The organism is Streptomyces sp. NPDC014864 (assembly GCF_043081525.1).
In the GTDB taxonomy this organism is placed as follows: domain Bacteria; phylum Actinomycetota; class Actinomycetes; order Streptomycetales; family Streptomycetaceae; genus Streptomyces.
The window spans coordinates 42,081-59,545 of record NZ_JBIBWT010000005.1; the positions used below are offsets into that span (position 1 = coordinate 42,081).

General features: G+C 72.2%; 18 protein-coding genes. 6 read left to right on the forward strand and 12 right to left on the reverse strand.

Annotated elements, in window-relative coordinates:
* Positions 1-19: 19 nt before the first annotated feature.
* The 12 genes from ACF1A5_RS10665 to ACF1A5_RS10720 all read right to left on the reverse strand — a co-directional run bounded on the left by ACF1A5_RS10665 (position 20) and on the right by ACF1A5_RS10720 (position 12,993).
* The gene (locus ACF1A5_RS10665; protein ID WP_392192476.1) at positions 20-709 is read right to left on the reverse strand and encodes a hypothetical protein; all 690 of its coding nucleotides are present in this window, start codon (positions 707-709) and stop codon (positions 20-22) included.
* Positions 682-1,956 carry an MCE family protein gene (locus ACF1A5_RS10670; protein WP_392192477.1) on the reverse strand — a complete coding sequence of 425 codons (1,275 nt, stop codon included), beginning with the start codon at positions 1,954-1,956 and terminating at the stop codon, positions 682-684. The genes ACF1A5_RS10665 and ACF1A5_RS10670 overlap by 28 nt, the downstream gene beginning before the upstream one ends.
* Positions 1,953-3,275, reverse strand: coding sequence for an MCE family protein (locus tag ACF1A5_RS10675; protein WP_392192478.1), 1,323 nt, complete (start codon positions 3,273-3,275; stop codon positions 1,953-1,955). The genes ACF1A5_RS10670 and ACF1A5_RS10675 overlap by 4 nt, the downstream gene beginning before the upstream one ends.
* Positions 3,272-4,405 (reverse strand): MCE family protein, encoded by a 1,134-nt coding sequence (locus ACF1A5_RS10680; RefSeq protein WP_392192479.1) that lies wholly within the window; start codon positions 4,403-4,405, stop codon positions 3,272-3,274. The genes ACF1A5_RS10675 and ACF1A5_RS10680 overlap by 4 nt, the downstream gene beginning before the upstream one ends.
* Positions 4,402-5,442 (reverse strand): MCE family protein, encoded by a 1,041-nt coding sequence (locus tag ACF1A5_RS10685; RefSeq protein ID WP_392192779.1) that lies wholly within the window; start codon positions 5,440-5,442, stop codon positions 4,402-4,404. The genes ACF1A5_RS10680 and ACF1A5_RS10685 overlap by 4 nt, the downstream gene beginning before the upstream one ends.
* A 272-nt stretch (positions 5,443-5,714) precedes the next feature.
* Positions 5,715-6,770, reverse strand: coding sequence for an MCE family protein (locus ACF1A5_RS10690; RefSeq protein ID WP_392192480.1), 1,056 nt, complete (start codon positions 6,768-6,770; stop codon positions 5,715-5,717).
* Complete coding sequence (locus ACF1A5_RS10695; RefSeq protein WP_392192481.1) at positions 6,767-8,014, reverse strand: MCE family protein; 1,248 nt, start codon at positions 8,012-8,014, stop codon at positions 6,767-6,769. Before ACF1A5_RS10695 ends, ACF1A5_RS10690 begins: the two co-directional genes overlap by 4 nt.
* Positions 8,015-8,019: 5 nt before the next feature.
* Entirely contained in the window at positions 8,020-8,835 is an 816-nt protein-coding gene (locus ACF1A5_RS10700) for an ABC transporter permease (protein ID WP_356195560.1), read from the reverse strand.
* A 3-nt stretch (positions 8,836-8,838) separates the two neighbouring features.
* The gene (locus ACF1A5_RS10705) at positions 8,839-9,609 is read right to left on the reverse strand and encodes an MlaE family ABC transporter permease (protein ID WP_392192482.1); all 771 of its coding nucleotides are present in this window, start codon (positions 9,607-9,609) and stop codon (positions 8,839-8,841) included.
* Entirely contained in the window at positions 9,606-10,544 is a 939-nt protein-coding gene (locus ACF1A5_RS10710; RefSeq protein ID WP_392192483.1) for an ABC transporter ATP-binding protein, read from the reverse strand. Before ACF1A5_RS10710 ends, ACF1A5_RS10705 begins: the two co-directional genes overlap by 4 nt.
* 202 nt (positions 10,545-10,746) lie before the next feature.
* The gene (locus ACF1A5_RS10715) at positions 10,747-11,856 is read right to left on the reverse strand and encodes a sigma-70 family RNA polymerase sigma factor (protein ID WP_392192484.1); all 1,110 of its coding nucleotides are present in this window, start codon (positions 11,854-11,856) and stop codon (positions 10,747-10,749) included.
* A gap of 54 nt (positions 11,857-11,910) precedes the next feature.
* The gene (locus ACF1A5_RS10720; RefSeq protein WP_392192485.1) at positions 11,911-12,993 is read right to left on the reverse strand and encodes a lytic transglycosylase domain-containing protein; all 1,083 of its coding nucleotides are present in this window, start codon (positions 12,991-12,993) and stop codon (positions 11,911-11,913) included.
* Positions 12,994-13,204: 211 nt separating this feature from the next.
* On the opposite strand from ACF1A5_RS10720, the gene ACF1A5_RS10725 reads away from it, so the two are divergent.
* The 6 genes from ACF1A5_RS10725 (at position 13,205) to ACF1A5_RS10750 (ending at position 17,337) form a co-directional block, all read left to right on the forward strand.
* On the forward strand, positions 13,205-13,453 hold the full coding sequence (locus ACF1A5_RS10725) for a hypothetical protein (RefSeq protein WP_392192486.1): 249 nt from the start codon (positions 13,205-13,207) through the stop codon (positions 13,451-13,453).
* A complete protein-coding gene (locus tag ACF1A5_RS10730) occupies positions 13,450-13,818 on the forward strand; it encodes a helix-turn-helix domain-containing protein (protein ID WP_392192487.1) in 369 nt (122 codons plus the stop codon). The genes ACF1A5_RS10725 and ACF1A5_RS10730 overlap by 4 nt, the downstream gene beginning before the upstream one ends.
* A gap of 211 nt (positions 13,819-14,029) precedes the next feature.
* Entirely contained in the window at positions 14,030-14,545 is a 516-nt protein-coding gene (uraD, locus tag ACF1A5_RS10735) for a 2-oxo-4-hydroxy-4-carboxy-5-ureidoimidazoline decarboxylase (protein ID WP_392192488.1), read from the forward strand.
* Positions 14,542-14,940 carry a hydroxyisourate hydrolase gene (gene uraH, locus ACF1A5_RS10740; RefSeq protein ID WP_392192489.1) on the forward strand — a complete coding sequence of 133 codons (399 nt, stop codon included), beginning with the start codon at positions 14,542-14,544 and terminating at the stop codon, positions 14,938-14,940. Before uraD ends, uraH begins: the two co-directional genes overlap by 4 nt.
* Before the next feature lie 7 nt (positions 14,941-14,947).
* Entirely contained in the window at positions 14,948-15,841 is an 894-nt protein-coding gene (gene pucL, locus ACF1A5_RS10745) for a factor-independent urate hydroxylase (RefSeq protein ID WP_392192490.1), read from the forward strand.
* 116 nt (positions 15,842-15,957) lie between these two features.
* Positions 15,958-17,337 (forward strand): 8-oxoguanine deaminase, encoded by a 1,380-nt coding sequence (locus ACF1A5_RS10750; RefSeq protein ID WP_392192491.1) that lies wholly within the window; start codon positions 15,958-15,960, stop codon positions 17,335-17,337.
* Positions 17,338-17,465 lie beyond the last annotated feature (128 nt).

Here is a 17,465-nt window from a genome sequence, read left to right on the forward strand (position 1 = left end):
GGTACGGGACGCGGCGCGGTCAGCCCACGAACTCGACGCCGGAGGTCAGCCAGCGGCCGCCCTGACGCACGAGGTCGAGCTGGAGCCGGTAGGTGCGTGCCTGTCCCTCGGGCACGGCGGTGTTGGTCACCTTGCTGTCCGCGACGACCAGGACCCGCGCCGCGTGGTCGTCGGACCGCACGATGCCCGCTTCGAGGACCTGCCCCTCGGACACCGACTTGTTCCGGGCGACCAGCTTGGTCAACTCGGCGGTCTGCGCGGCGAACTGCTTCTTGAAGTCGCCGGTGGCGTCCTTCAGCACGTTCCCGCTGTCCCGGCCGTAGTGGCGGTAGTCGAGCGAGGTGAAGTTCAGCGCCGACTGGCGGGCCGCGGCCAGGACGTCCTGGCGGCGCTGCTCGTCCGCGCGCCGCTCGGACAGCCGCACGCCCAGCCAGCCCGACAGCACGGCCGTCAGGACGGTCACTCCGACCAGGCCGGTGAGCAGCAGCATGCGGCGGTTCCGCCGCATGCTCCCGGCTTTCCCGGCCTCGGCCTTCGTGTCCCCGGCCTTCGTGTCCCGGATGTCCGTGTCCTCGGCCTTCGTGCCCTCGGAGTCCGGCCCCCCGGCGTTCGCGCCCTCGGCCTTGGTGCCCTCGATGTCCGTGCCCCCGGTCTCCGTGCGGGCTTCCTTGCCGTCGGCTTTCAGGCCATCGGCCCGACGAGCAGCCATTGCCACGACTCCTTTCCGAACGTGGTCCGTTCGCCGCCCGTCGAGCCGATCTCGACGGGCGTCCCGTCCGGGCCGGTGGCGGTGCCGGTCTCCGGGTCGTACGGGGTGACGTACGCGGACTGGTTCGCCGTACCCGAACCAGCCTGCGCGCCGGGCGCGTTCTGCGCGCCGCGCACCGAAGTCGCGCTGCCGCGCGGTGCCGTGCAGCGGGCGCCGGTGTTCGCCGCCCGCGTGCTCGTGTCGGCGGGGTCGCGTCGCCGCGTCCCGTAGCCCCGGGTGCACGCCGGCGGGTCGTCGGCGTTGACGACGAGCCCGAAGTGGGTGGTGCCGTCGCCGGGCAGGACCGTGTAGCTGCCCGCGACCACCACCGGGAAGGTGACCAGGGCCTGTTCGACCCCGGGCAGCCGCGCCAGGGTCACCTGGCCGCCGCTGATGAGGTTGGCCAGCAGCACCGGCAACTGCGGCCGGGTGGACCTGAGCAGCGAGTCGATCTGCTCGGCGGCGGGCGCGGTGTTGCCGATCAGTCGGCGCAGGTCGCCGTCGCTCGACTTCACCTGCGCGGTCAGCGTCGCCAGGTCACGGGAGAAGGACTTGATCGCCGAGCCCTGGTCGGCCTGTGTCTTGAGCACCTTGCGCGAGTCCTCGATCAGCGAGACCGTCTGCGGCAGGGAGTCCGACGCCGACTCGACGAGCGCGTTGCCGGAGTCGACCAGGCGGCCGAGCCGGGGCCCGGTGCCGGCGAACGCCTTGCCCAGTTCGTCGACGGTGGTGCGCAGATCGTCCTTGCCCACGGAGTTCACCAGCCGGTCCAGGCTGAGCACGAGGTCGGTGACGGGCAGCGGGGTGCGGGTGTGCCCGCGCGGGATGGGGCTGCCGTCCTTCAGGTACGGGCCGTCCAGGTGCCGGGGCTGCAGGTCGACGTACTGTTCGCCCACCGCCGAGCGGTCGGCGACCACGGCCAGGGCGTCGGCCGGGATCCGCGGCTTGCCGTCCTCGATCCGCAGAGCCACCGAGACCCCGGAGCGGGTCGGCCGCAGAGCGGCCACGCGCCCGACCGGCACCCCGCGGTAGGTGACCTCGGCGCCGGGGAACACGCCCCCGGACTCGGCGAAGTCGGCCCGTACCGTGTAGCCGCGGTGGAGGACGCGATCCGCCAGGCCCGTGTACTCGGCACCGACGTACGACACCCCGACGGCGGTGACCGCGGCGAAGGCGAGCAACTGGGCCTTGACCGTACGTGTGATCACGGCTGCATCCCCTTCAGCATGAGTGCGGCGAGAGCGAGGTCGATCCCCGGCGGGAGGCGGCGCTCGTCCCCCGCGGTGCCGTAGCCCGCGATGTCGTAGCCCGCGGTGCACACCGGTGGGCACAGGGACCCGCCCCCGCCGTCCGTCGGTGGCGGGGAACTCGTCGACGGCTTCGGCACCTTCGGCAGGCCCGGGGTGCTCGGCAGGGGCGTGGGCGTCGGCAGGCCGGGAACACTCGGCAGGCCCGGCTTGCTGGGCAGGCCCGGGAGCGACGGCGCCGGGCCCGGCCCCTTTCCGGAGCCGCCCTTGCCGGGCTTGCCGGTGAGGTTGCCGTAGATGCCCGCCAGGTCGAGGTCGGCGTTGATCCGGAGGTTGACGTAGTCGCCCTTGACGGCGTCGACGGCGTTGCGCGGGAACGGGTACGTGGTCAGCAACTCGAGCGAGTTGGGCAGATCGTTGCCCGCCCTGTTGAGCTGCCGCAGGATCGGCCGCAGCTGCTCCAGGTTGGCCACCGTGTCGTCCCGCGAGGCCTTGACGACCCTCGTGCCCGTCTTGCCGAGGTCCGACAGCGCGGTGAGCATCTTCGTCAGGTCCCGGCGCTGGTCGGCGAGGACCTTCAGCGCGGGCGGGAGCGTGTCGACGGCCCGGGCGATGGTCTTCCGCTCCTTCTTCAGGCGCTTGGCCAGCCGGTCGATGCCCTTGAGCGCGCGGACGATCTCCCCGCGCTGCTCGTCGAGTCCGCCGATGAACGTGTCGAGCTGCTTCAGCAGGGACCTGACCCGGTTCTCCCGGCCGGCCAGGGCCTTGTTCAGCTCCACCGTGATCGTCTTCAGCTGGGCCACGCCGCCGCCGTTGAGGAGTGCGGACAGGGCGGACAGCACCTCCTCGATCTCCGGGTTGCGGCCGCTGCGCGACAGCGGGATCACGGCGCCGTCGCGGAGCCGTCCGACGGGCGGGGTGCCGGCCGGCGCGGCCAGGGCCACGTACTTCTCGCCCAGCATGCTGGTCTGCCGCAGGCCGGCGACCGCGTTGGCGGGCAGCTTGACCGAGTCGGCGACGCGCAGTCGCACCCGTGCGTGCCAGCCGTCCAGTTCGACCTTCTCCACCGCGCCCACGGTGACGTCGTTCACCTTGACCGCCGACTGCGGCACCAGATCGAGGACGTCCCGGAACTCGACGGTGACGTGGTAGGCGTGGCCGTCCGCGGCGGCCCCGCCGGGGAGCGGGACGTCGTACCAGCCGTTGAACGAGCAGCCCGTCAGCACCAGTGAGCCGGCCGCCGTCCACGCGACCGTCCTGGCCCGGCGCGGCGCGCTCATGCCCGGGCCCCCAGGATCCCGCCGAGCGTCCGGTCCACCGTGCCCGTCGCCGACGGGGCCGGCGGCACCTCGGGCAGGGAGTCGAAGAGCTTGCGCAGCTCCGCGCAGCTCGGGTTCCGGCCGCCCGTGTCCCCGGTCGTCCGCAGCAGGGAGCACAGCAGGGACGCCGGGTCCTGCGGGCCCTGCGCGTTGTTGCGGGTGTCGAGCGTGCCGGCCGCCGGGTTGTAGGCGTTCTGCAGGTTCGACAGGCCGGCGGGGGCGACCGTCAACAGTTCCTCCAGGGCTGCGCGTTGGGTGACGAGGACCTTGGTGACCTTGCTCAGGCCCTTGACGTCCGACGTCAGCGACTTCTTGTTGTTCCGCACGAAGTCGGACACCTCTCCGAGCGCCGTGCCCAGGTGCAGCAGCGCCGCCGCGAGGTCCTTGCGCTCACCGGAGAGCTGCTTCGCCACCTCGGCGAGGCTGGTGTCGAAGGACCGTACGCTCTTGTCGTGGGCCGCCAGCGCGGCCGTGAACACCTGCAGGTTGCGCACGGTGCCGAACAGGTCGCCCCGCCCGTCGGACAGCGTGGTGACCGCCTGGGAGAGGTCCTCGACCGTCTGGTTGAGGTTCCTGCCCTGGCCGTCCAGGTTGTCCGCGCTGACCCCGAGCAGGCGCGAGAGGGAGCCGTCCTGGTTGGCGCCCTTCGGGCCGAGCGCGTCGGCGGTGGTGTGCAGACTGTCGAAGATCCGGTCCAGCTCGACGGGGACGGCCGTGCGCGACTCGGGGATGACGGCGCCGTCCCGCAGCACCGGCCCCTTGCGGTACACGGGCAGCATCTGCACGTAACGGTCGCTGACCACCGAGGAGTTGATGATGGCGGCCCGCGCGTCGGCGGGGACCTTGCGCCCCTCGTCGAACGACAGCTCCACGCGCACCCGGCCACCCTCCGGCACGATCTTCTCGACCCGGCCGATGGGGACGCCGAGGACGCGGACGTCCGAGCCGGGGTAGATGCCGACCGTGCGCGGGAAGTACGCGGTGACGCGTACGGGTGTGGAGCGCGGCCACAGCGCCACGGCGAGCGCGGCGACGACCGCGAGCGCGGTGAGCAGGGCCAGGGTGCGGCGGGCGGGCAGGCGTCGGGTCATCGCGAGCCTCCCGACCGCGGCACGACCGGGGCGGCGACCATGTTCTGGATGTACGAGTCGAACCAGCGGCCGTTGCCCAGGGTGTTGGTGAAGAGCCGGATGTAGGGGGCGAGCAGCTCGACGCTGCGGTCGAGGCTCGCCTGGTTGCGTTCGAGCATGGTGACGAAGATGTTGAGGTTCTTCAGGGCGGGCCCGATCTCCTTGCGGTTGTCCTCGACCAGTCCGGAGAGCTCGATGCCCAGCAGGGCGGAGCTCTTGAGCAGCCGGTGGATCGCCGCGCGCCGCCTGCTGATCTCCTTGAACAGCTTGTCGCCGTCCTTCACCAGCGCCGAGAAGTCCTTGGTGTGCGCGGCCAGTACGCCGGTCACTCCGTGCGCGTGGTCGAGGAGGTCGTGCAGCGCCGCGTCGCGGGAGGCGACGGTACGGGAGATCCTCGACAGTCCCTTGATGGACGCCCGCACCTCCGCGGGCGAGTCCTGGAAGGTGGTGGAGATCGTGTCCAGCGCCTTGGCGAGCCGCCGGGTGTCGACCTCCTCGGTCGTGGTCGTCAGGTCGCTGAACGCCTCGACGACGTCGTACGCGGACACCGTCCTGCCCAGCGGGATCTCGCTGTCCGGCCGCAGCCGGCCGGGTCCCTTGGGATACAGGGCGAGGTACTTGGCGCCCAGGACCGTCTTGACCCGGATCGCCGCGCCGGTCGTGGTGCCCATCGCCGGGTCGCCCTTGATCTTGAAGGTGACCTTGACGTGGTCGCCGTCCAGGTCGACGCCGTCCACCTTGCCGACCTTGACCCCGGCGATCCGCACCTCGTCCCCCGGCTTGAGCCCGCCCGCCTCCGAGAAGGCCGCGCTGTACGTCTTCCCGCCGCCGATGAGCGGCAGGCTGTCGGCGTTGAACGCGGCGACCGTCAGCAGCGCGAGGACGGTGAGGCCGACGGCGCCGACGACCACGGGGTTGCGCTCACGGAACGGCTTCAGCCGCGGCCGGCGCAGCCGGAGGCCGGGCAGCTTCGGCGGCAGGACCTTCACCGTGAACATCGGTTCGGGGCGGGGACGCCTGCTGCCGCCCGAAGGGGCGCCGAGCCCGGCCGGCGTCGGCGTCGGCTTGGGCTTCGGCTTGGGCAGCATCGGCAGCTTCGGCGGCAGGACCTTCACCGTGAACAGGGGTTGGGGATGGGCCCGTCCGCCGCCGCGCGAAGGGACACGAGGCCCGGGCAGTCTCGGCCTCGGCAGCTTCGGCGGCAGGACCTTCACCGTGAACATCGGTTCGGGGCGCGGGCGCCGGGACCCGCCCCGCGGACTGGGCCCGCTCATCCGCCGCACCTCGCCTGCGCCACGTGGAACTCGGGGCTGAGCACCTGCTTCGTCTTCGGCAGCACGATGCGGCCGTCGAAGTCGCAGAGGTAGAAGTTGAACCACGAGCCGTAGGACGCGGTCCCCGTCATCGCGTTGAGCTTGTTCGGCAGCCGCTTCAGCACGCCCTCCACGGTCTTCTCGTTCCTGTTCATGGTTCCGGTGAGCCGGTTCAGCCCGGCGATGTCGTCCTTCAGCGCCGGACGCGCGTCCGTCAGCAGTCCGGAGGTGGCGTCCGTGAGGTCGCCGATGTTCGCCAGGGAGTCGCCGATGGGCTTGCGGTCGGCGGACAGCCCGGAGATCACCCGGCGCAGCTGGGTGAGCAGTCCGGAGAAGCGGGCACCGCGCTTGTCGAGCGTCGCCAGCACGGTGTTGAGGTTGCCGATCACGGAGCCGATGAGCCGGTCGCGGTCCGCGAGCGTCGTGGTGAGCGACGCGGTGTGCGCGAGCAGGCTGTTCACCGTGCCGCCCTCGCCCTGCAGGGTCCGGATGATCTCGGTGGCGAGCTGGTTGACGTCGTTCGGGCTGAGCGCGGCGAACAGCGGCTTGAAGCCGTTCAGCAGCGCGTTGAGGTCCAGCGCGGGCTGGGTCCGGGACAGCGGGATGGTGCCGTCCGGCCGCAGCCGGGTGCCGTCGCCCGCGCCCTCGGTCAGCGCCACGTACCGCTGCCCGACCAGGTTGCGGTAGCGGACGACCGCGCGGGTGCTGGTGAGCAGCGGGCGGTTCGCGGCGACGGTGAAGGTGACCTCCGCCAGCGTCCGGTCCTTGATCCCGATGTCCTCGACCTGGCCGACCCGCACCCCGGCGACCCGGATGTCGTCGCCCTTCTCCAGGCCGGTGACGTCGCTGAACACGGCGTGGTACGTGTCCTCGGGGGTGAAGGAGACATTGACGATCGTGGCGGCGAGCAGAGCCGTCGCCACGATCGTGACCAGCGCGAAGAGGCTGAACTTGACCAGCGGCGCGGCGGTTCGCCGGGCCCGGCTGGTCTCCGTACGGCGCTTCGTCCTCATGCGACGCTCACCGCCGTTCCGCGGGCCAGCGGCCCGAACAGCAGGGTCGTGACGGGCGGCACGCGGTCCGCGGGGACACCCAGGACGGGGGACACCAGCGAGGCGACGGCGCGCTGTTCGGCCGCGGTCGAGGACACGGGGGAACCTCCGGGCGGTGAGCCGTCCGAACCACCGGACGACGTGCCGTCGTCGAGTCTGGGCTTGGGTCCGGGCACCTGCGGATGGGGCATGCCCCGGCAGTCCGGCCCCGACCGCTCGCCGTACCGCGGCTCCTCGCCGGGCCGGTACGCGCCCTGCGGGCGGACGACTTCGAGGGTGATCCGCATCTCGCCGCCGCGGAACGCGTCCTCCGACACCTGCTCCTGCCGGACCAGGCCGTTCAGCAGACAGGGGTACTCGGGGGAGTAGCGGGCGAAGAGCTCCAGCGTGGGGCGGGAGACCCGGCCGAGGGTGATCAGCCGGTCGCCGTTGGTGTCGAAGAAGTCCCGCGCGGTGCCAGCGACCGTCGCGGTGCCGCGCAGTGCGGCGGCCAGCCGGTCCTGCTTCTCCACGATGGTGCGGCTGGTGGTGACGGTGTTGCGCAGGATGTTCATCAGGTCGGGCGCGGCGTCGCCGTACACCCGGGCCACGTCGGCGAGGCGCGAGATGTCCTCCTTCAGGGACGGCAGATGCGGGTTCAGGCGGCGCAGGTAGGCGTCGACGCGGGTCAGGTTGCCGCCGATCCGGTCCCCGCGGCCCTCCAGGGCGGTCGCGAACGCCGAGAGGGTGGCGTTGAGTTCACCCGGCCGGACGGTCCGCAGCAGGGGCAGCAGGTCGTTCATCAGCTGCTGCACCTCGATGCCGGCCTTCGTGCGGTCCTGCGTGATGACGTCCCCGGCGCGCACGGACCGGGCCGTGGAGCCGGCGGGGGCCACGAGGTCGACGTACTTCTCGCCGAACAGCGTCTTGGGCAGCAGCCGGGCGTGCACGTCCGCCGGGATGTACCGGACGTACTCCGGCTGGAGCGCGAGGTCGAGCGTGGCCTTCGCGCCGTCCGCGTGCACCGCCCGCACCTCGCCGACCAGCAGCCCGCGCAGCTTGACGTCGGCCCGCGGATCGAGCTGGTTGCCGAGGGTGTCGGCCTCCAGCGTGATGCGCACGACCGGGGTGAACGCCTGCCGGTAGACGGCGACGGCGAGCGACAGCAGCAGCGCCAGCACGGTGAGGAAGACGATCCCGTACAGCCTGAGTCTCAGCACTCTCACCCGTGTCACCCCGCGATCCGTACGGTCGTGCTGGCGCCCCAGATCGCCAGGCTCAGGAAGAAGTCCAGGACGTTGACGGCGACGATGGAGGTGCGCACCGCACGCCCCACCGCGACCCCGACCCCGGCCGGCCCGCCGCTCGCGTGGTAGCCGTAGTAGCAGTGCACCAGGATGATCAGGACCGCGAAGACGATCACCTTGCCGAAGGACCACAGCACGTCGACCGGCGGCAGGTACTGGTGGAAGTAGTGGTCGTAGGTGCCGGTCGACTGACCGTAGTAGCCCGTGGTGATGGTGCGGGCGGCCAGGTACGAGGACAGCAGCCCGACCACGTACAGCGGGATCACGGCGACGAATCCGGCGATCATCCGGGTCGTCACCAGGAACGGCAGCGAGGGGACGCCCATCACCTCCAGCGCGTCGGTCTCCTCGCTGATCCGCATCGCGCCGAGCTGGGCCGTGAAGCCCGCGCCGACCGTCGCCGACAGGGCGAGCCCGGCCACCAGCGGGGCGATCTCCCGGGTGTTGAAGTACGCCGAGAGAAACGCCACGAAGTTGGATGTGCCGAGCTGGTTCAGCGCCGCGTAGCCCTGCAGGCCGACCTCGGTGCCGGTGAAGAACGACAGGAAGGCGATCACGCCGACCGTGCCGCCCACGACCGCGAGCGCGCCCCGGCCGAAGCTCACCTCGGCGAGCAGCCGCAGGACCTCCTTCTTGTAGCGGCGCAGCGTACGGCCTGTCCACGCCAGCGAGCGGCCGTAGAAGGAGAGTTGGGTGCCCAGCTCCTCCAGGGAGCGCAGGGGGCGTTCGAGAAGTGACATCGCTCAACCCCTCTGCGGGACGACCTGGAAGTACACCGCGGTCATCACGAAGTTGGTCACGAACAGCAGCATGAAGGTGATCACCACCGACTGGTTGACGGCGTCGCCGACCCCCTTCGGACCGCCCTGCGCGGTCAGCCCCTTGTAGGAGGCGACGATCGCGGCGATCGCCCCGAACACCAGCGCCTTGAACTCCGCCGCCCACAGGTCCGACAGCTGGGCGAGGGTGGTGAACGACGCCAGATACGCGCCGGGCGTGCCGTTCTGGAGGACGACGTTGAAGAAATAGCCGCCCGCCACGCCCACGACCGACACCAGGCCGTTCAGCAGCACGGCCACCACCATCGAGGCCAGCACGCGGGGGACGACGAGCCGGTGGATCGGGTCGATGCCGAGCACCTGCATCGCGTCGATCTCGTCGCGGATCCTGCGTGCCCCGAGGTCCGCGCAGATCGCCGTACCGCCCGCGCCCGCGATCAGCAGCGCGGTGACGATGGGCGAGGCCTCGCGCAGGACGGCCAGCACCGAGGCGGCCCCGGAGAAGGACTGGGCGCCCAGCTGCCGGGTCAGGCTGCCGATCTGCAGGGCGATGACCGCGCCGAAGGGGATGGACACCAGGGCCGTGGGCAGGATGGTGACGCTCGCCACGAACCACGCCTGCTGGATGAACTCCCGTGCCTGGAAGGGCCGTCGGGGCAGGGCCCGGACGACGTCCAGCGCCATCGCGAACAGGTTGCCCGATTGCCGCAGCGCTCCGGTCGGGGACAGGCTCACGCGCTCCTCACCTCCTTCCGCTGCAACTCGTCCTCCCGTCTCGCGATCGCCTCCCATCGCGGCGGCCGGGAGATGCCCGGGCCCGGCAGCAGGCGGGGAGTCATCGCCTCGCTGCCGGGGGTCTTCGCGGGGGCGTCCAGCTCGGCGAGTTCCTGCTCGACCTGGGCCGCGTCCTTCTCCTCCGCCATGCCGATAGGGCCCTGCATCCGTCCGTTCAGGAACTGGCGCACGACCGGTTCGTCACTGGTGAGCAACTGCTCGCGCGGACCGAACATCACCAGCTCGCGCCGGAACAGCAGCCCGATGTTGTCGGGCACCTGGCGGGCCGAGGCGATGTCGTGCGTGACGATCAGGAACGTCGCGTCGATCTGCGCGTTGAGGTCGACGATCAGCTGGTTCAGGTACGCCACGCGCACCGGGTCGAGGCCGGAGTCGGGCTCGTCGAAGAGGATGATCTCCGGATCGAGCACCAGTGCCCGCGCGAGTCCGGCGCGTTTGCGCATCCCGCCGGAGATCTCGCCGGGCAGCTTCCCCTCGGAGCCGAGCAGCCCGACCATGTCCATCTTCTCCAGCACGATCCGCCGGATCTCGCTCTCGGACTTGCGGGTGTGCTCGCGCAGCGGGAAGGCGATGTTGTCGTACAGGTTCATCGAGCCGAACAGCGCGCCGTCCTGGAACAGCACGCCGAACAGCTTCCGCACCTCGTACAGGTCGCGCTCCCGCAGCCTGGTGATGTCCCGGCCCGCGATCCGGACCGATCCGCGGTCCGGCTTGAGCAGCCCGACGAGCGTCTTGAGGAACACCGACTTGCCCGTGCCCGAGGGGCCGAGCATGACCGAGACCTCCCCGGCGGGCAGCGTGAGCGACACGTCCTGCCAGATGACCTGGTGACCGAAGGACTTGGTCAGCCCTTCCACACAGATCTCGACACCCATCCGGTACACCCTTCGCCCGCGTAGAGCAGCTCGTACACCTGCTCTACGGGGAGGGGCGGGGCGTCCGTCGCGGGGCCGGCTATTTTTTTTCGCGGGCTGGTTTGACGGGGCGATCGGCGGGCCAGGGCCCTGCTTCCGGATCGGGCCGGCCCCGGGCGACGGTGCCTTCCGAGGCCCCCCGGCGAGATCCGGAGGAGAGGCCCTACGGCAGTGCTCCGGAGGGCGCGCCCGGTGCGGGGGCCGAGAGCGAGGGGGACGGCACGGCGGACGTGTTCGGCTTCACCTGGGGCGACGTGAGGGGTCCGACGGACGGGAGTGACGGAGGCGGCGGGAGCGACGGGAGGGCGGAGGAGCCCGGCAGGTCCGGAACCTTCGGAACCGAGGGCACCTGGGGCACCTCCGGGGTCGGCAAGCCCGCCAGCGGAGACGGCGGGACCTCGGGCAGCGACGGCACGGACAGCGGCAGGAACGTTCCGCCGGTAGCCGGAGCCTTCGCGCCGCCCCGCGGGGTCGTGGGCGCCGTGGGCGAGGGCCACCGCACCGCAGGGGCGGGCAACCGCCCGGAGTCGTCGGTCCGGAACGCCGGTGCGCCGCCGGATACGGGCGCCCGCCGCGACGGTGTGTCCGTGCCGCCCCCGCCTCCGTCCGAGTGAAGCGTGAACGGCAGCACCAGCCCCGCGACCACCAGGGTCGCCGCCGTCGAGGTGACCGCCGCCGCCTGCGCCTTGCCGCCCGCGCGCGGCCGGCCGTACCCGATGAGGAACAGCGCGACCCCGAGCGTCCCGGCCAGCGAGGCGCGCAGCGTGCGCCGCGCCCGGGCCAGCAGCGACTCGACGGTCCGGTAGCTCAGGCCCATCCGCACGGCGACCTGGCCGACGTCCAGGTCCTGTGACCTCAGCCGCAGAGCCTCCGCCTGACGGGCGGGCAGTTCACCGCTGCGCACCGCCACCCACTTCGCCTCGGCGCGGTCGCACACCGCCTCCTCGACGGGCACCGGGACCGGCGCCGCGAGGGTGGGGCTGCTGCGCACCTCGGCCTCCCGGTTGACCTGCCGGTACCGGTCGACGCACAGCCGCATGGTCACGGTGGTCAGCCAGGCGGCGAGGCGCTCGTCGTCGAGGTCCGGGCGCTCGGCGGCGCGCAGCATGGCCTCGTGCACGGCGTCCTCGGCGTCCTCCGGGCTCATCGACCGGCGCCGGGCCACCTTGAGCAGGTGCTCACGGTGACTCCACATGCGCTGCCAACGGTCGTGGGCCGCCTGTATGCCGGCCGCCGCGTCCCCGGACGTCTCCGCGGGCATGTCCGTCGCCATGAGGGCCCCTTTGCGCTCACCCGCCGGACCCGTTCCGTCCGGCGGGTGGCGACATTACCGCCGGGTAGCCGCGGTTGGGGAGGGGGTGGCGCCGATCGGATTCCCGCCGTCGCTGGTCAGCGGGCCGTCAGTGGGCAGTGGGTTGCTCAGCGTGAGGCTCGGGGTGGGGACCGGAAGCGCCGGCGCGTCCGTCTCCCGCCCTGCCGCCGCCGTGCCGGACGGAGTGGGGGAGGGGGCGGACGGCGCCGCGGACGGCGCGGAGGACGCCGAGGCGCCCGGCCCGGGCCGGTGGGCCCGCGGCCGCGGCGAGGGCTCCGGCCGCCCCCGCCGGGACGGCTCCGGCCGCGCCGGGGACCCGGCCGGCAGGTCGGGCACCACCCGGTGCCCGTCCAGGAAGTACGCGTACCAGGCCCGAACCGTGCGCAGGTAGACCTCCGAGTGGTTGTAGCCGAGGATCGCCCGGTCCAGTTCGGCCGGGTCGGACAGGTCCCGCCCGCCCGCGCACAGGTAGCGTCCGGCGGCGAGGGCCGCGTCGAAGACGTTGTCCGGGTCCGCCCGTCCGTCGCCGTTGCCGTCCGCGCCCCAGCGGGCCCAGGTCGAGGGGATGAACTGCATCGGGCCGACCGCGCGGTCGAACTCCGCGTCCCCGTCGTAGGCGCCGCCGTCGGTGTCGCGGACGACCGCGAAGGCGCCGCCGGCCAGCCTCGGCCCGAGGATCGGCGGCACGGCCGTACCGTCCGGCGCCACCCGGCCGCCCCGCGCCTGCCCCGACTCCACCTGCCCGATCGCGGCGAGCAGTTGCCAGCGCAGCCGGCACCCCGGCGCGCTGCGCGCCAGCTCCGCCTCGGCGCGCCGATAGGCCGCGAAGACGCTCGCCGGCAGGGCGCCGCCCGTGACCTCCGGCTCGTTGTCCTCCTTCGGCTTCCCGGTCCGCAGCGGCGGGAGCCCGGTGCGGTAGGGCGTGTCACCGGACACGCTGGGGCCGTGATCGGCGGGTGCCGCCCGCGGCGCGGGCTCCGAGGTCCCGGCCGGAAACGCGCCCGGCGCCTGGGACGCGGTCAGCGCCGCCATCGCGGCCGCCGCTAGCGCCGTGCCCGTCGCCCCTCGGAGTGCGCCCTTGCCTGTCCGCCCTGCCACCGTGCCGTCCCCTCCCTGTGCGGATGCGCGTCATCTGCTCTACGCGGCGGGGCGCCGTGTCCGTCGCGCGGGCGGTGGTTTTCCGCGGCGGTCTTCCGCGGCCGGGTCCGCACGCGCGTCCGTTAAGGTCTCACCAAGCGGCCGAGGTGGTCCGGCCCCGACCGCGGACCTGGCGGAACGCGCGGGTCGGAGCGGATGCCATGGGGGCACAGTGCGACTGAAAGTGGAGTTCACGACCGAGCCCTTCGACCTCGACGAGGCACCGGCGCACGCGCTGGCGGCCCGCGAGGTGATCGAGGCCGCCGAGCTGGACGCGGTCGACGTCGGTCCGTTCGGCAACACGGCCGAGGGCGGCGCCGACGCCGTGCTCACCGCCGTGGACACCCTGCTGCGCAGGAGTCTCGAGGCCGGTGCCACCCGGATCTCGCTGCAGGTCAACGTCCTCGGGGAGGACCGGTGACCGCTGCGGGTGAGGAGACCTTCATCGCGGCCGTGAAACCGCTGGTCGACGCGATCGGCGGCGAGATGCTCCCGCCGGACGAGGCCGGCCCCGACGACGTGGTGCTCTCCTGGCAGGGCGCCGACGCCGTCGCCGTACGCCTGCCGCAACTGGCCGACTCCCTCGACCACATCCTGGCCGCCATGGAACGCAAGCGGGGCCGGCCGCTGGCGGACCTGGACCGCAAGGCCAAGCAGGAGGTCGTACGGGTCCTGGAGGCGCGCGGCGCCTTCTCGGTGCGGCACGGCGTGGAGACCGTGGCGAGCGCGCTCGGGGTGAGCCGCTTCACCGTCTACAACTACCTCAACCGCGAGAAGGGGGCCTGACCCGGGCAGGGGTCCTGACCGGCACAGAGGGGCCCGACCCGGGACGGACGCGGCCCGCCCGAAGACGTCCCGCGCGACGAACCGCCGCCCCGATTCCCGGCGGCGGTCTCGAACACCGAGTTTTCAACAAAGTGTTGACGTCGACTTTCGGAGGGCGTTAGCTGAACGCAGCCCGTTCAGCACGACGGCCGAAACGGCCACGGAGGCACCCGTGACTTCGACTGCCACGCCCCCGGGCCTCGCCCGCCTCAACGCCCTGGAGGAGCCCGCGGCCCGCGCCGCGCTCCACGAGGTGTGCGCCTCCACGGCATGGAACGGCCGGCTGCTCGCAGCCCGCCCGTATTCCACCGCCGAGGACCTCTACGCCGCCAGTGACGCCGCCACGGCGGAGCTGACCGGCGAGGACCTCCAGGAGGCGATGGCCGGCCACCCGCCGATCGGCCGCCCCAAGCCCGGGGACCCGGCCTCGGCCCGCGAGCAGCGGGGCATGGCCGGCGCCTCCGACGAGCTCAGGGCGGAGATGCTGGAACTGAACCTGGCCTACCAGGAGAAATTCGGCCACGTCTTTCTCATCTGCGCCACTGGCCGGACCGGCGAGCAGATGCGGGACGCGGTCAAGGAGCGGATCGGCAACGCGCCGGAGCGGGAGCGGGAGATCGTCCGCACCGAGCTGGGAAAGATCAACCGCATCCGGCTGGCCCGACTCCTTGAAGAGGGAACCGCATGAGCACCGAGACCACCGCCTCCGTGTCCACGCACATCCTGGACACCAGCGTCGGCCGCCCCGCCGCGGGCGTCGCCGTCCATCTCCTCGCCCGCGGTGGCCGGGAGGCGGACTGGCAGGCGCTCGGCGGCTCCGCGACCGACGCGGACGGGCGGTGCAGGGACCTGCCGGCCCTGCCGGAGGGAACCACCCACGTACGGCTGGACTTCGCCGTCGAGCCGTACTTCGAGAAGAAGCGAGCCGAGGCGCAGCAGGACGCCCCCGCGAATCGGGACAGCGGTGCCGGCGCGGTGTTCTTCCCCGAGGTGGCGATCACCTTCGCCGTCGTACCGGGCGAGCACTACCACGTACCGCTGCTGCTCAACCCGTTCGGCTACTCCGTTTACCGAGGGAGCTAGCAGACACATGGCAGTTCTGGGACAGAACCAGTACGGCAAGGCCGAGAACCGGGTCGTCAGGATCACGCGCGACGGCACCACCCACCACATCAAGGACCTGAACGTCTCCGTCGCCCTCTCCGGTGACATGGGGGAGGTCCACTACTCCGGCTCCAACGCAAACGTCCTGCCGACCGACACCACCAAGAACACCGTGTTCGCCTTCGCCAAGGAGCACGGCATCGAGTCCGCCGAGCAGTTCGGCGTCCACCTCGCCCGCCACTTCGTCACCAGCCAGGCGGCGATCCACCGGGCCCGCATCCGGGTCGAGGAGTACGCCTGGGACCGGATCGAGCACGCCGGGAAGGGCGCCCACTCCTTCGTCCGCAAGGGCCAGGAGACGCGCCTGACGCAGATCACGTACGACGGCTCCTCGTGGGAGGTGGTCTCCGGCCTCAAGGACCTCGTCGTGATGAACTCGACCGACTCCGAGTTCTGGGGCTTCGTCAAGGACAAGTACACGACGCTCCCGGAGGCCTACGACCGCATCCTGGCCACCCGGGTGGCCGCCCGCTGGCGGTTCAACTGGACCGACGACGCGCGGACGATGCCCGACTGGGAGGAGTCCTACGAGCAGACGCGCAAGCACATGCTCCAGGCCTTCGCCGACACGTACTCCCTCTCCCTGCAGCAGACGCTGTACCAGATGGGCTCGCGCATCATCGACCACCGCGGCGAGATCGACGAGGTCCGCTTCTCGCTGCCCAACCAGCACCACTTCCTCGTAGACCTGGAGCCCTTCGGGCTGAAGAACGACAACGAGGTGTACTTGGCCGCCGACCGGCCCTACGGCCTGATCGAGGCCACCGTCCTGCGGGACGGCTGCGAGGCGCGGATCCCCGCGGACCTCACCAACCTCTGACCCCTGCTGAACCGGCATTCTCGGCACCCGTGGCCGGGAGCCCGCCTCCCGGCCACGGCACCCGAATCCCCCGGGGTCCTGCCGTGCCCTCTCCACATCAGCGCAAAGGACGAACCATGGCAGCAGACCGGCGCATCGTCATCGAGAACTGCTCGATCGCGACCGTGGACGCCGACGACACCGAGTACGAGAGCGGTCACCTCGTCATCGCGGGCAACCGCATCGAGTCGCTCGGCGCGGGCAGGGCCCCCGGCGGCCTGGAGAACGTCGACCGCCGCATCGACGCCACCGGGCACCTGGTCACGCCCGGACTGGTCAACACCCACCACCACTTCTACCAGTGGATCACCCGGGGCCTGGCCACCGACCACAACCTGTTCGACTGGCTGGTCGCGCTGTACCCGACCTGGGCGCGCATCGACGAGCCGATGGTGCACGCGGCCGCCCAGGGCTCGCTCGCGATGATGGCCCGCGGCGGCGTCACCACCGCGATGGACCACCACTACGTCTTCCCGCGCGGATCCGGCGACCTGTCCGGCGCCATCATCCGCGCCGCCCGCGAGATGGGCGTCCGCTTCACCCTGGCCCGCGGCTCCATGGACCGCGGCGAGTCGGACGGCGGCCTGCCGCCGGACTTCGCCGTCGAGAGCCTCGAGGACGCGCTGGCCGCCACCGAGGCCACCGTCGACGAGCACCACGACGCCTCCTTCGACGCCATGACCCAGGTGGCCGTCGCCCCCTGCTCGCCCTTCTCCGTCTCCACCGACCTGCTGAGGCAGGGCGCCGAACTGGCCCGCCGCAAGGGCGTACGGCTGCACACCCACGGCTCGGAGACGGTGGAGGAGGAGAAGTTCTGCCACGAGCTCTTCGGCATGGGCCCCACCGACTACTTCGAGTCCACCGGCTGGCTCGGCCGGGACGTGTGGATGGCGCACTGCGTCCACATGAACGACTCCGACATCGCCGCCTTCGCCCGGACCGGGACCGGCGTCGCCCACTGCCCCTCCTCCAACGCCCGTCTCGCCGCCGGCATCGCCCGCGTCCCCGACATGCTCGCCGCCGGTGTCCCGGTCGGCCTCGGCGTCGACGGCACCGCCTCCAACGAGTCCGGCGAACTCCACACCGAACTGCGCAACGCCCTGCTGATCAACCGTCTCGGCCCGCACCGCGAGACCGCCCTGAGTGCCCGCCAGGCGCTGCGCCTCGGCACCTACGGAGGTGCCCAGGTCCTCGGCCGCGCCGACCAGATCGGCTCCCTGGAGCCGGGCAAGCTGGCCGACCTCGTGCTGTGGGACCTCGGCACTCTGGCCCACTCCTCCATCGCCGACCCGGTGACCGCCCTGGTCTTCGGCGCGGCCGCCCCGGTGACGGCCTCCTTCACCGACGGGCGCCAGATCGTCGAGCACGGGCGCCTGCTGCACGCCGACGAGGACGCCATCGCCCGCTCCACGCGGGACGAGGCCCGGCGCCTGGCGCGGATCGCCGCGCGGAACTGAGCAGTTCCAGGACTCCGGCCGGGAGGGACGGCTCCCGGCCGGCAGCCGTGGACCCGAGCGGGGTTCGCGGCGGGCCGCCTCCGGGGCGCGCGCGGACGCGCGCGCCCCGGAACGGTCACCGTCCCCTC